The following is a 12,641-nucleotide window of genomic DNA, read 5'->3' on the forward strand; positions in this document are numbered from 1 at the left end:
CGCTGAGTTGATGGGTATAAATTATTAACAAAAGCCGAAATCGGTATGGTTCAGGCTTTGTATGCATGGTCTATTTAATCGCGAACATGGAGCCGAAGTTAAAGCATTGGAACCAAACATCGTAGCTAGAAAAGCCAATTTTAGCGAAACGCTCTTTATGTTCTTTCTTTGAATCTGGGCGCATTACGTTTTCTATCGCGCTGCGCTTTTGGCTGATTTCTAGTTCGCTATAACCATTCGCACGTTTAAAGTCGTGGTGAAGGTCAATTAACAGTTCGTTCGAAACTTCATCTTCGAAGACGAACTTCTCCGATAGAATCAAAATGCCGCCTGGACGCAGGCCTGCGTAAATTTTCTCGAGCAAGGAGTAACGATCTTCTGGAGAGAGGAATTGCAAAGTGAAGTTCAACACCACCACTGACGCGTTTTCAATTTCGATATTGCGAATGTCTGCTTCTACTACATCCACAGGAGTGTCACTGCGGTAAGCGTTGACGTGAAGTTTACAACGCTCAACCATCGCAGGAGAGTTGTCCACTGCGATGATTTGGCAACCTTCTTGTTTGATATGGCGACGCATAGACAATGTTGCAGCACCCAAAGAACAGCCAAGGTCATAGATGTTTGAGTGAGGTTTTACAAAACGCTCTGCCAGCATACCGATTGCAGAAATGATATTGCTGTAACCCGGTACCGATCGTTGAATCATGTCAGGAAATACTTCCGCTACGCGTTCATCGAACGTGAAATCCCCAATTTTATCGATTGGAGCCGAAAAAATAGTATCTGGATTGCTCTTAGGGTTCATAACTAAGTCTCTGCATACAAGCCGCCTGAAAATGTCAGGCACCAAAAAAGGCGCGTATTTTATGGGAATTTCGCGCCTCTGTCATGTGTTGCGTTAGAACATCTGTAACTGCGAGTTGCCATCGTCAGCTGGGAAAGGTGATAACTCAGGGAGCGTGATACGCTTTTGTATGTCTTTATATAGGTTTGCGGCCAACTCTGGCGCAATTATATTGTCTGCAGTATGGATCATGACATATGGCTGCTTACCTTCGGCAATCCATTGTGGCAACTTGCTGAGCCATGGTTTAAAAAACTCGTAGTTTTGCTGTTCTTCTGGATGACCAATAAAGCGAATCAAAGGGTGTGAAGCGGTAGCAATGGCGTGAACAGGGACTCGTGGTTTTTTCATTTGTGCATCAATAATCGCCTCATTGTCGGGCTTAGCGGCAAAGACTGGGCGGCTATCCATAATAATGCGGTCAATATTATTCTCTACTAACCATTGGTTAAGTGCTCGCTCTTCTTCGCCTTTGGAGAAAAATGCCATATGGCGAACCTCAACACCGAGAGGGAAGCTAGGTGGAAAGCTCGCACAGAACTTTTTCAGTCGATCAAGGTGCTCAGGACCAAATGCGGCTGGTAATTGAATTGTCCATTGGCCCACACGGTCATGCAAAGGCTCCATGACCTTCATGAAGTCTCTCAGTTGTTCGCTGCAACCTCTTAGCATTTGCTCATGAGTGATGGCTTTAGGAAGTTTGAAAGTAAAGCGAAAATCATCGTGGGTTGCGGCTCTCCAGTTTTGCACTGTATTGAGCGTCGGTGTGGCATAAAATGTCGTGTTGCCTTCCACGGTATGAAACACTTGCGCATACCTTTCTAAACGTTCAGCGGGCTTTGTCCCGCTGCCGTAAAAACTTTGTTGCCATTGATTGTGCGACCACATCGTCAATCCAAGTCGAAGAGGTAAGTTATCCATTATTCTTTACTGCTTGCTACTCGTGTGAATACTTTACGAGAGTTTTGCTGAAATAGGTAATTTCACGCTATAATCCTCCCCAATTTTTTCGCTTTGGTGCGCTTTTGAACATTTGTTGTACTAAAAAGCACCAGTGAATGATAAAACACACGTAATTGTATGTTGAGTAGTCGATTTTCGTGGACATTCAGCGTATAACTGAATCTTTACTCTGCTTAGCAATGAGGCTGACAGAGCGTAGTTAACAACATTTGAGAGATTGGGAATTTCATTATGCGTACCCATTACTGTGGTCACCTGAACAAGTCCCTTGCAGGACAAACTGTAGAACTTTGCGGCTGGGTTAACCGTCGTCGTGATTTAGGCGGTCTTATTTTTATTGATATGCGAGATCGCGAAGGTATCGTTCAGGTAGTTGTTGATCCAGATATGGCGGATGCGTATGAAGTGGCGAACACACTTCGTAATGAATTCTGTATCAAACTAACGGGTGAAGTGCGCGTTCGCCCAGAGAGCCAAGCAAACAAAGACATGGCAACAGGTGAAGTCGAGATCCTTGCGAAAGGTCTTGAAATCATCAACCGTTCTGATGTTCTGCCTCTAGATTTCAACCAAAAGAACTCTGAAGAGCAACGCCTGAAGTACCGTTACCTAGATCTACGTCGTCCTGAAATGAGCGACCGCATCAAGCTACGTGCTAAAGCGTCTAGCTTTGTTCGTCGTTTCCTAGATGACAACGGCTTCCTAGACATCGAAACGCCAGTACTAACAAAAGCGACTCCAGAAGGCGCTCGTGACTACCTAGTACCTAGCCGTGTTCACAAAGGCAGCTTCTACGCGCTTCCTCAGTCTCCACAGCTATTCAAACAACTTCTAATGATGTCTGGTTTTGACCGTTACTACCAAATCGTTAAGTGTTTCCGTGATGAAGACTTGCGTGCTGACCGTCAACCAGAATTCACTCAGATCGATATCGAAACGTCATTCATGACGGCTGACCAAGTTCGTGCAACGACTGAGAAAATGGTTCGTGAAATGTGGCAAGAGCTACTAAACGTTGACCTAGGTGAATTCCCAGTAATGCCGTTCAGCGAAGCGATTCGTCGTTTCGGTTCGGACAAGCCAGACCTACGTAACCCACTGGAACTAGTAGACGTTGCTGACCTAGTGAAAGACGTTGAGTTCAAAGTATTCTCAGGTCCAGCAAACGACGAAAAAGGCCGCGTTGCCGTTATTCGCGTTCCAGGTGGCGCTTCTCTGACTCGTAAGCAAATTGATGGCTACGGTGAATTCGTTGGCATCTACGGTGCGAAAGGTCTAGCTTGGATGAAGGTTAACGACCGTGCAGCGGGCATGGAAGGTATCCAATCTCCAGTCGCTAAGTTCCTAAACGAAGACGTGATCAACGGCATTCTAGATCGTACTCAAGCGGAATCTGGTGACATTATCCTATTTGGCGCTGATAAAGCGGGTATCGTTGCAGAAGCAATGGGTGCGCTACGTCTGAAACTAGGTAAAGACCTAGAGCTAACGGATGAGTCTGCATGGGCTCCACTATGGGTTGTTGACTTCCCAATGTTCGAAGAAGATGACGAAGGCAACCTACACGCGATGCACCACCCATTCACATCGCCTCTAGGTGTGACTGCAGAAGAGCTAAAAGCAAACCCTGCTGCGGCAAATTCTAACGCTTACGATATGGTTCTAAATGGCTACGAAGTGGGCGGCGGCTCTGTTCGTATCCACAACGCAGATATGCAAGAAGCCGTATTTGATATTCTAGGTATCACACCTGAAGAGCAACAGCTTAAGTTCGGCTTCCTGCTTGATGCGCTGAAATTCGGTACGCCTCCACACGCCGGTCTTGCATTTGGTCTAGACCGTCTAGTAATGCTGCTATGTGGCACAGAGAACATCCGTGATGTTATCGCGTTCCCTAAAACAACAGCAGCGGCGTGTCTACTAACAGACGCACCAAGTATTGCGAACCCAACAGCGCTAGAAGAGCTAGCAATCGCAGTAACTACAGCGAAAGAAAAAGACGCAGAATAAGCGCACAACATTTGAAGAAAACTCCCGCAACTGCGGGAGTTTTTGTTTAAATAAACCCAAGAAACTTCCAAAGCAATTTCCCAAGCAACGCTTTTTAGAACATGTCTGCTATTAAGCGTCAAAATACATTAAAAGGTGAATTATGGCTGGTCATAGTAAATGGGCGAATATTCGTCACCGTAAAGCAGCGCAAGATGCGAAGCGCGGCAAAATATTTACTAAATTAATCCGTGAAATCGTTGTTGCGGCAAAAGAGGGGGGTGGTGAGCCAGAAAATAACCCACGTTTGCGAGCAGCAATTGATAAAGCACTGTCTAACAACATGACACGTGACACTGTCAACCGTGCTGTCAGCCGAGGTGCTGGTGGTGAAGGCGACGACAACATGGAAACCGTGATCTATGAAGGTTATGGTCCAGGTGGTACGGCGGTCATGGTCGAATGTATGACGGATAACCGAAATCGTACGGTATCTGGCGTACGCCATGCATTCTCAAAGTCAGGCGGTAATCTGGGGACGGATGGTAGCGTCAACTATCTTTTCGACAAGAAAGGCGTGATTTCATATGGCCCAGGTTTAGATGAGGATGCGGTAATGGAAGTAGCATTAGAAAGTGGTGCTGATGACATTGAAACGGCAGAAGATGGCTCGATTGATGTCTACACGGCCCCAGGCGATTTTGGACTCGTAAAAGATGCTCTTGATGCCGCAGGGTTTGAGGCAGAGAACGCTGAGGTGTCGCTGATCCCATCTACGAAAGCAGATTTGGACGCGGATACTGCGCCAAAACTACTTCGTTTGATTGACGCTTTGGAAGATCTGGACGACGTTCAAGAGGTTTATCACAATGGTGATATCTCTGACGACGTTGCGGCTACGCTAGATTAAACTCAAGGTGTCGGGAGCGGTATTTGCTCCGAAGTTAGCAAGTAATAATAAAAAGACTGAGGCCGAATTAGGCCTCATTTTTAGGAACATTCATGTCAATTATTTTGGGCATTGACCCAGGTTCGCGCATTACCGGCTATGGGGTCATTCGTCAAAATGGACGCCACTTGCAATACCTTGGTAGTGGCTGCATTCGTACTTCAGAAAAAGAACTTCCGGGTCGGCTTAAACAGATTTATGCAGGCGTCACGGAAATCATTACCCAGTTTCAACCGGACGTTTTCGCGATCGAGCAAGTGTTTATGGCCAAAAACGCGGATTCAGCGCTAAAACTTGGCCAAGCTCGTGGCAGTGCAATTGTTGCTGCGGTGAATGCGGAGTTGCCGGTATTTGAATACGCGGCTCGTCTTATTAAGCAAGCTGTCGTCGGCACTGGTGGCGCGGACAAAGCGCAAGTTCAGCATATGGTTCAGCAGATGCTTAAATTGCCCGCCAAGCCTCAAGCGGATGCAGCCGATGCTTTAGGTGTGGCGATTTGTCATGCCAATACTAACAAGACTCTCGTTGCGTTAGCGGGCAAAGCAACCAGTGCCAGAAAAGGGCGCTACCGTTAAAATTAACTGGATGTCTATCCAGTTCTTTATTATCCTGTCGCAAATTCATTTCCAAAGAGTATTTATAGTGATTGGACGTCTTCGTGGCATACTGATTGAAAAGCAACCACCTGAAGTATTAATTGAAGTTAATGGCATTGGCTATGAAGTCCAGATGCCAATGAGCTGTTTTTACGAACTGCCAAATGTTGGCGAAGAAGCCATTATTTATACTCACTTTGTTGTCCGTGAAGATGCGCAATTGCTATACGGTTTCAACACGGTAAAAGAACGAGCACTTTTCCGTGAAGTGATCAAAGCCAATGGCGTTGGTCCTAAACTCGGTCTTGGTATTCTCTCTGGTATGACAGCAACGCAATTCGTTACTTGTGTGGAACATGAAGACGTTTCTACGCTGGTTAAGCTTCCAGGCGTTGGCAAGAAAACCGCAGAGCGATTGGTTGTTGAAATGAAAGACCGCTTGAAAGGGTGGGGCGCTGGCGATCTATTTACACCATTTACGGATGCTGCTCCTGCGGATTCTGGTGCGACATCCAACAACGCGGAAGAAGAAGCAATCAGTGCGCTTCTAGCTCTAGGTTACAAGCCGACTCAAGCGTCGAAAGTGGTATCTCAGATCGCTAAACCGGACATGAGCAGTGAGCAAATGATCCGTGAAGCTCTAAAATCAATGGTGTAACGCTGGTTGCACAGTGAACATTTGTTCAAGATAACTCATTCTCTAAGGTTAATGCCAATCGCTTAACGATGTTTTTTTGTGTCATTCCAGCGAGCCTGGCGAGACTGGGAATCTAATAGCAGCACGCTGAGCGGTTAATGAAACAATTTGACCATAAATCGCTCGGATAGAAGATCCTGTATCACGCTCCTTCGTCGCTGTACAGGATGACGAGATATAGAAATATGCCACTTGCTGTTAAACGAGCGGCATTATTCTCTCAGGTAACCATTTTTCAAGGTAAAAAGATGATTGAAGCCGATCGTTTAATCGCGCCAGAAAACCCTGCCTTTCGTGATGAAGATGTCATTGATCGTGCTATTCGGCCAAAAAAATTAGCGGATTACCAAGGTCAGGACCATGTCCGTGACCAAATGGAGATCTTCATTAAAGCTGCTCAGTTACGTAGCGAAGCACTTGATCACCTTTTGATTTTTGGTCCCCCAGGTTTGGGTAAAACCACACTTGCGAACATCGTTGCCAATGAAATGGAAGTGAACATTCGCACTACTTCAGGCCCTGTACTTGAGAAAGCAGGCGATTTGGCCGCGCTGTTAACCAACCTCGAAGAAAACGATGTGTTGTTCATCGATGAGATTCACCGCTTGAGCCCGATGGTTGAAGAGGTGCTGTATCCGGCGATGGAAGATTATCAACTGGATATTATGATCGGTGAAGGTCCGGCCGCTCGTTCTATTAAGATCGATTTACCACCATTTACGTTAATTGGTGCGACGACCCGAGCGGGCTCTTTAACGTCACCATTGCGCGACCGCTTTGGTATTACTCAGCGCCTTGAGTTTTATAAGATAAAAGACCTCCAAGATATCGTGCAGCGAAGCGCGGATTGTTTAGGTTTATCAATGGAACCTGAAGGTGCATTGGAAGTGGCAAGACGTGCGCGTGGCACACCACGTATTGCTAACCGTTTGCTACGTCGTGTTCGTGATTATGCGGAAGTAAAAGGCAATGGTCACATTTGTGCCGATGTTGCCGATAAGGCGTTGAATATGCTTGATGTGGACGCCGAAGGCTTCGATTACATGGACCGTAAGCTACTACTCGCGATTATGGAAAAATTTGGTGGTGGTCCGGTCGGGCTCGACAACATGGCAGCGGCGATAGGTGAAGAAAAGGACACTATTGAAGACGTTCTTGAACCTTATCTTATTCAGCAAGGTTATTTACAACGCACTCCGCGTGGAAGAATCGCGACAGATCGTGCGTATTTGCATTTCGGAATTGAAAAATAAGATTCCCTCGCTGGGCCTTTGTTGCCCAGCGCTTCATTAAAGTTGACCAAACTCACATTTTTTGAATTTTTTCTCATACTGGTTTAGTAAGTAAAAAGCATTGATTGTTAACTCGATGTTTGCTTGCAACTGGTTAATTTCTCTCCTGATTACTCTCTCTTAACATCCGTATCCAATACTGGTTGATCTAGATCAATGTGATGGATTTTTGTGCAAATTCCGCGCATAAACATTGATGTATATCAAAGCGCGTTACGGCTATAAACCTTTTGAAACAATCTGTTTTTACAAGTAATATTAGCCCCAGCTATATTAGCTGATGCTTAACAATTAACTAACCAATGAAGCACATTTTTGCAACAATGAGTTGTGATAATTCAACATTTTTCAAGTGTAAATAACACCTGAATATGGATTGCAATATGTAGAGAGTGTCATTCAGCCGACACATAGGAGTTACCATGATTGACGTAGTTGATCTATCGCGGTTGCAGTTTGCACTGACAGCGATGTATCACTTCCTATTCGTACCATTGACCCTTGGTATGGCCTTCCTTCTGGCCATTATGGAATCGATGTACGTAATGACGAACAAGCAAATCTATAAGGACATGACCAAGTTCTGGGGTAAGCTATTCGGTATTAACTTTGCACTTGGTGTGGCGACTGGCCTTACCATGGAGTTCCAGTTTGGTACGAACTGGTCTTACTACTCCCACTATGTAGGTGATATCTTCGGTGCACCGCTAGCGATCGAAGCACTTGTCGCATTCTTCCTGGAGTCAACTTTTGTTGGTCTATTCTTCTTCGGGTGGGATCGTCTATCTAAACGCCAACACTTAGCGGTTACCTGGCTTGTTGCACTAGGCTCTAACTTCTCTGCTCTTTGGATTCTTATCGCAAACGGCTGGATGCAAAACCCAGTAGGCGCAGATTTCAACTTCGAAACCATGCGAATGGAAATGGTGAGCTTCTCTGAGGTTGTACTAAACCCAGTTGCTCAGGTTAAGTTCGTGCATACGGTTGCTTCTGGTTACACTTGTGGCGCAATGTTTATTCTAGGCATCAGTTCATACTACCTATTAAAAGGTCGTGACATTGCGTTTGCTCGTCGTTCGTTTGCTATTGCTGCTTCTTTCGGTATTGCAGCTATCTTATCTACCATCGTTCTTGGTGACGAATCTGGCTATGAGCTTGGTGAAGTTCAAAAAGTGAAACTCGCTGCAATTGAAGCAGAGTGGCACACTGAACCTGCACCTGCCGCATTTACGTTATTTGGTGTTCCTAACCAGGAAACGATGCATACCGATTACGCAATTAAGATCCCTTACGTAATGGGTATTATCGCGACACGCTCTTTTGATGAGCAAGTAACAGGTCTTCGTGATTTACGTGATGAACACGTCGATCGTATTCGTGACGGCATGTACGCTTATGAACTTCTAGAGAAGCTTCGTGCGGGCGATAAGTCAGAAGAAAACATGACTGCGTTTGATGAAGTGAAAGGTGACCTAGGTTACGGTCTACTTCTAAAGCGCTACACAGACAATGTTGTTGATGCAACAGAAGAGCAAATCCAAGCTGCTGCGGACGACTCAATCCCAACAGTATGGCCGCTATTCTGGTCATTCCGTATCATGGTTGCTTGTGGCTTCATCATGTTGTTTGTCTTTGGTGCGGCGTTTATCCAAACGTGTCGTCAGAAGATTGAGCAGAAACAATGGATTCTAAAAGCTGCACTATTTAGCATTCCACTACCTTGGATTGCAATTGAAGCGGGTTGGTTCGTCGCTGAGTACGGCCGTCAACCTTGGGCTGTAGGTGAAATTTTACCAGTACATGTTGCAGCTTCTGCACTAACTGCAGGTGAAATCTGGACTTCACTCTTCGCAATTCTGGCGCTATACACGGTATTCCTGATTGCAGAAGTTTACCTAATGTTGAAATTCGCTCGTAAAGGCCCAAGTAGCCTGAAAACGGGTCGCTACCACTTCGAGCAAAATGCTGACTCTGTTGAAGACAAAGTTAGTCGCCAAGTAGAAGCGTAAGGTAAGGAGATAACAAGATGTTTGATTACGAAATCTTGCGACTCATCTGGTGGGTACTAATCGGTGTTCTACTAGTTGGTTTTGCAGTAACAGACGGCTTCGATATGGGTGTAGGCGCGCTTGTACCTATCATCGGTAAAAACGACACGCAACGCCGTGTCATGATTAACTCAATTGCTCCTCACTGGGATGGTAACCAAGTTTGGCTTATCACTGCTGGTGGTGCACTGTTCGCAGCTTGGCCTTTGGTTTACGCAACGTCATTTTCAGGCTTCTACTTAGCGATGATTTTGACACTAGCAGCGCTATGGCTTCGTCCTCTGGGCCTAGACTACCGCTCTAAAATCGAAGATCCAAAATGGCGCAATACCTGGGATATCTGTATCTCAATCAGTGGTTTTGTTCCGCCAATCATCTTTGGTGTGGCGTTTGGTAACCTTCTACAAGGTGTACCATTCCAATTGAGTGAGTTCTTGATGCCAACATACCATGGCTCATTCTTTGGTCTACTAAATCCATTTGCACTGTTGTGTGGTCTAGTAAGCTTATTCATGATTTTGATGCAAGGTTCTACTTGGCTACAAATGAAAACAACAGGCGAAGTGCATGTGCGTGCGCGCAACGTTGCTCAGTTGGCTGGTTTACTGACGGTTGCTGCGTTTGTAGCGGCTGGTTTCTGGATCCAAAATATCGATGGTTACGTCATTGTTGGCGGTATCGACACTAACGCTGCTTCTAACCCTCTAAACAAAGAGGTTATCCGTGAAGCTGGTGCGTGGATGAAGAATTTTGAAAACTACCCATTACTATGGGCTGCTCCTGTACTAGGTGTTGCAATGCCGCTTCTCGCTGTATTGGCATCTCGTCTTGAAAAATGTGCGATTTCGTTCATTACTTCAAGCTTGGGTGTTGCTGGTGTTATCTTTACTGCAGGTTTTGCGATGTTCCCATTCATCATGCCTTCAGACTTAATGCCAAGCCACAGCTTAACAATGTGGGATGCAACGTCATCTGAGCTGACTCTGAACCTAATGACAGGCGTTGCGTTTGTTATGGTGCCAATCATCCTTGGTTACACATCTTGGACTTACTACAAGATGTTTGGTCGCCTTGATGACCAGTACATTGAAGACAACAAAAACTCACTTTACTAAGGAGCATTTACTATGTGGTATTTCGCATGGATTCTAGGTGTACTACTTGCTTGTGCATTCGGTATCATCAACGCTCTTTGGCTAGAGCACTCAGAAATGATGGATAAAGACAGTGAGTAACCTCGCTGATAAGGTAGCGAAACTTCACGCACCAATGGATAAGACTCTGCTACGAGTCTTATCTCTCATCCTTGGCTTTATGCACGTAGGATTGGTGATGTGGGACCCTGAAGCTTACCATCAAGCAATTGGTGGTTTTAACTCAATCATCGCACCAGCACTGATTTGGTCTGTATGTTCAAGCATGGTGTATGGGGTGGGCTTCAAGCCAAGAAACTGGTACTGGCAAGTTTTGTTTAGTCCTTATTTCTCGTTAGCTATCTTAATTTATCTAACGGCACTTTATTTCATTTAGGCTGAAATATGCTGTAATAAAGTCGGTTACTAAATCACCGAATAAAAGCTAGGTATCTCGCCTAGCTTTTATTTTTTCTACAAATTTCAAAAATATTTCCTTAGCTCGGTACCAATTGCTGTCGCTTCAGTTATAGTAATTACTTTAAAGAATTGAATATATTGGTACTCCCTTGCAAGGCACATCAAATCTCTTTCACTGGCCGATCACTGTGTACTATGAAGACACTGATGCGGGCGGTGTTGTATATCATTCTAATTATCTAAAATTCTTTGAGCGCGCACGGACAGAGATGTTACGTGCTAAAGGCATTTCTCAACATGTGTTACTGGAACAAAATATCGGCTTTGTTGTCCGACACATGGATATCGATTTCAACCAAGGCGCTAGGCTGGACGAGCATCTGACAGTCGTAACCCGAGTGTCAGAAATAAAACGTGCTTCTCTGCAATTCTGTCAAGAGTTGGTCAATGATCAAGGCAAGATATTGTGCAAGGCCTCGGTTAAGGTAGCATGTATCGATAATAAGAAAATGAAACCAATAGCTATTCCAACCTTTATAAATTCGGAGCTAACAAATAGTGACTGCTGATATTTCCATTTTAGATCTCTTTCTTCAGGCCAGTCTGTTGGTAAAGCTTGTGATGCTGACGTTGCTTGGCATGTCAATTGTGTCATGGGCAATGATCATCAAGCGCAGCAAAGTACTTTCTCAAGCATCAAAAAATGCAGAGCAGTTTGAAGACAAATTTTGGTCGGGTACTGATCTTTCTCAGCTTTACCAAAAAGTAAAAGCGCGTAAAGACGAAATTGAAGGCACAGAAGAAATCTTCTACGCAGGTTTTACAGAGTTTGCTCGCCTACGTAAGAGCAACGCAAATTCACCAGCTTACATCATGGAAGGCACTGGCCGCGCAATGCGCGTTGCTGTTTCTCGTGAAGTAGATGAGCTAGAAACAAGCTTACCGTTTTTGGCAACAGTCGGTTCTATAAGCCCTTATATCGGCCTATTTGGTACCGTTTGGGGCATCATGCACGCCTTTATTGCGCTGGGTGAAGTAAAGCAAGCTACGTTGTCTATGGTTGCACCGGGTATCGCCGAGGCACTTATCGCGACAGCGATGGGGCTATTTGCGGCTATTCCGGCAGTAATGGCGTACAACCGCCTAAGCAATAAAGTGAGTAAACTAGAGCACACTTACGCAACATTTTCTGAAGAATTCCACAGCATCCTTCATCGTCAAGCGATGGCTGGCCGAGACAGCGCGGATAAGGAATAAAGCATGGCGGGTTATCAACCTAAAAAGCGAAAAATGACAGCGGAGATCAACGTTGTTCCGTATATCGACGTAATGCTCGTACTGTTGATCATTTTTATGGCGACCGCTCCATTTGTGACTCAAGGCGTCGACGTTGATCTTCCGAAAACATCGACCGCAGAATCTATGCAAGACCTTGCTGGCGAGACTGACAGTAGCTTTATTATCATCGAAATTGATAGCGAGGGTAATTTAGGCCTAAGCGTAAATGATGAAGAAGTTCAGCGAGGTTTGTCGTTGCAAGATGTTATTGTGCGAGTGAAAGCGGAGCGAGAGGTTAAGCCGGATTCACCAGTTGCGGTAGGTGGCGACGCGGCAACACCATATGCCGATGTTGTTCTATTGCTAGATGAACTAAGTCGAGCTGGTATCCCTAAGGTAGGTCTAATGACCGATATCAGGGAATAGACA

The 12,641-nt window shown here is 45.3% G+C and carries 14 protein-coding genes; 12 read left to right on the forward strand and 2 right to left on the reverse strand.

Annotated elements, in window-relative coordinates; translation table 11 throughout:
* Positions 1–70 precede the first annotated feature (70 nt).
* Positions 71–808, reverse strand: coding sequence for a carboxy-S-adenosyl-L-methionine synthase CmoA (gene cmoA, locus MTF70_RS10105; RefSeq protein WP_017635063.1), 738 nt, complete (start codon positions 806–808; stop codon positions 71–73).
* A gap of 93 nt (positions 809–901) precedes the next feature.
* Positions 902–1,768 carry a DUF72 domain-containing protein gene (locus MTF70_RS10110; protein WP_025766911.1) on the reverse strand — a complete coding sequence of 289 codons (867 nt, stop codon included), beginning with the start codon at positions 1,766–1,768 and terminating at the stop codon, positions 902–904.
* 273 nt (positions 1,769–2,041) lie between these two features.
* Between MTF70_RS10110 and aspS the strand changes: the two genes are divergently transcribed.
* The 12 genes from aspS (at position 2,042) to MTF70_RS10170 (ending at position 12,638) form a co-directional block, all read left to right on the forward strand.
* Positions 2,042–3,820 (forward strand): aspartate--tRNA ligase, encoded by a 1,779-nt coding sequence (gene aspS, locus MTF70_RS10115; RefSeq protein WP_025766910.1) that lies wholly within the window; start codon positions 2,042–2,044, stop codon positions 3,818–3,820.
* A gap of 142 nt (positions 3,821–3,962) precedes the next feature.
* Positions 3,963–4,709 carry a YebC/PmpR family DNA-binding transcriptional regulator gene (locus tag MTF70_RS10120; RefSeq protein WP_005378402.1) on the forward strand — a complete coding sequence of 249 codons (747 nt, stop codon included), beginning with the start codon at positions 3,963–3,965 and terminating at the stop codon, positions 4,707–4,709.
* Positions 4,710–4,801: 92 nt separating this feature from the next.
* Positions 4,802–5,323, forward strand: coding sequence for a crossover junction endodeoxyribonuclease RuvC (gene ruvC / locus MTF70_RS10125; protein WP_005387909.1), 522 nt, complete (start codon positions 4,802–4,804; stop codon positions 5,321–5,323).
* A 67-nt stretch (positions 5,324–5,390) separates the two neighbouring features.
* Complete coding sequence (ruvA, locus tag MTF70_RS10130) at positions 5,391–6,002, forward strand: Holliday junction branch migration protein RuvA (protein ID WP_005378313.1); 612 nt, start codon at positions 5,391–5,393, stop codon at positions 6,000–6,002.
* 287 nt (positions 6,003–6,289) lie between these two features.
* The gene (ruvB, locus tag MTF70_RS10135) at positions 6,290–7,294 is read left to right on the forward strand and encodes a Holliday junction branch migration DNA helicase RuvB (RefSeq protein WP_005378312.1); all 1,005 of its coding nucleotides are present in this window, start codon (positions 6,290–6,292) and stop codon (positions 7,292–7,294) included.
* Between the two features lie 461 nt (positions 7,295–7,755).
* Entirely contained in the window at positions 7,756–9,342 is a 1,587-nt protein-coding gene (gene cydA, locus MTF70_RS10140) for a cytochrome ubiquinol oxidase subunit I (RefSeq protein WP_005378311.1), read from the forward strand.
* A 17-nt stretch (positions 9,343–9,359) separates the two neighbouring features.
* Complete coding sequence (gene cydB, locus MTF70_RS10145; RefSeq protein ID WP_006742909.1) at positions 9,360–10,496, forward strand: cytochrome d ubiquinol oxidase subunit II; 1,137 nt, start codon at positions 9,360–9,362, stop codon at positions 10,494–10,496.
* A gap of 12 nt (positions 10,497–10,508) precedes the next feature.
* Complete coding sequence (cydX, locus tag MTF70_RS10150; RefSeq protein WP_000270284.1) at positions 10,509–10,616, forward strand: cytochrome bd-I oxidase subunit CydX; 108 nt, start codon at positions 10,509–10,511, stop codon at positions 10,614–10,616.
* Positions 10,609–10,911 carry a cyd operon protein YbgE gene (ybgE, locus tag MTF70_RS10155; protein ID WP_005378304.1) on the forward strand — a complete coding sequence of 101 codons (303 nt, stop codon included), beginning with the start codon at positions 10,609–10,611 and terminating at the stop codon, positions 10,909–10,911. Before cydX ends, ybgE begins: the two co-directional genes overlap by 8 nt.
* Before the next feature lie 172 nt (positions 10,912–11,083).
* Positions 11,084–11,503, forward strand: a complete 420-nt coding sequence (gene ybgC, locus MTF70_RS10160; protein ID WP_017820044.1) for a tol-pal system-associated acyl-CoA thioesterase — start codon at positions 11,084–11,086, stop codon at positions 11,501–11,503.
* On the forward strand, positions 11,493–12,191 hold the full coding sequence (tolQ, locus tag MTF70_RS10165) for a protein TolQ (RefSeq protein ID WP_005378301.1): 699 nt from the start codon (positions 11,493–11,495) through the stop codon (positions 12,189–12,191). The genes ybgC and tolQ overlap by 11 nt, the downstream gene beginning before the upstream one ends.
* A gap of 3 nt (positions 12,192–12,194) precedes the next feature.
* Entirely contained in the window at positions 12,195–12,638 is a 444-nt protein-coding gene (locus tag MTF70_RS10170; RefSeq protein WP_005378298.1) for an ExbD/TolR family protein, read from the forward strand.
* Positions 12,639–12,641 lie beyond the last annotated feature (3 nt).

The sequence above is a fragment of the Vibrio sp. 2CM40D genome, assembly GCF_023161825.1.
In the GTDB taxonomy this organism is placed as follows: domain Bacteria; phylum Pseudomonadota; class Gammaproteobacteria; order Enterobacterales; family Vibrionaceae; genus Vibrio; species Vibrio alginolyticus.

Bases quoted from the DNA above. Each gene is read 5' to 3' on its own strand.
- cmoA (WP_017635063.1), bottom strand. From the start codon at position 808: ATGAACCCTAAGAGCAATCCAGATACTATTTTTTCGGCTCCAATCGAT.
- MTF70_RS10170 (WP_005378298.1), top strand. From the start codon at position 12,195: ATGGCGGGTTATCAACCTAAAAAGCGAAAAATGACAGCGGAGATCAAC.
- cydA (WP_005378311.1), top strand. From the start codon at position 7,756: ATGATTGACGTAGTTGATCTATCGCGGTTGCAGTTTGCACTGACAGCG.
- ruvC (WP_005387909.1), top strand. From the start codon at position 4,802: ATGTCAATTATTTTGGGCATTGACCCAGGTTCGCGCATTACCGGCTAT.
- aspS (WP_025766910.1), top strand. From the start codon at position 2,042: ATGCGTACCCATTACTGTGGTCACCTGAACAAGTCCCTTGCAGGACAA.
- MTF70_RS10120 (WP_005378402.1), top strand. From the start codon at position 3,963: ATGGCTGGTCATAGTAAATGGGCGAATATTCGTCACCGTAAAGCAGCG.
- ruvB (WP_005378312.1), top strand. From the start codon at position 6,290: ATGATTGAAGCCGATCGTTTAATCGCGCCAGAAAACCCTGCCTTTCGT.
- cydB (WP_006742909.1), top strand. From the start codon at position 9,360: ATGTTTGATTACGAAATCTTGCGACTCATCTGGTGGGTACTAATCGGT.
- cydX (WP_000270284.1), top strand. From the start codon at position 10,509: ATGTGGTATTTCGCATGGATTCTAGGTGTACTACTTGCTTGTGCATTC.
- MTF70_RS10110 (WP_025766911.1), bottom strand. From the start codon at position 1,768: ATGGATAACTTACCTCTTCGACTTGGATTGACGATGTGGTCGCACAAT.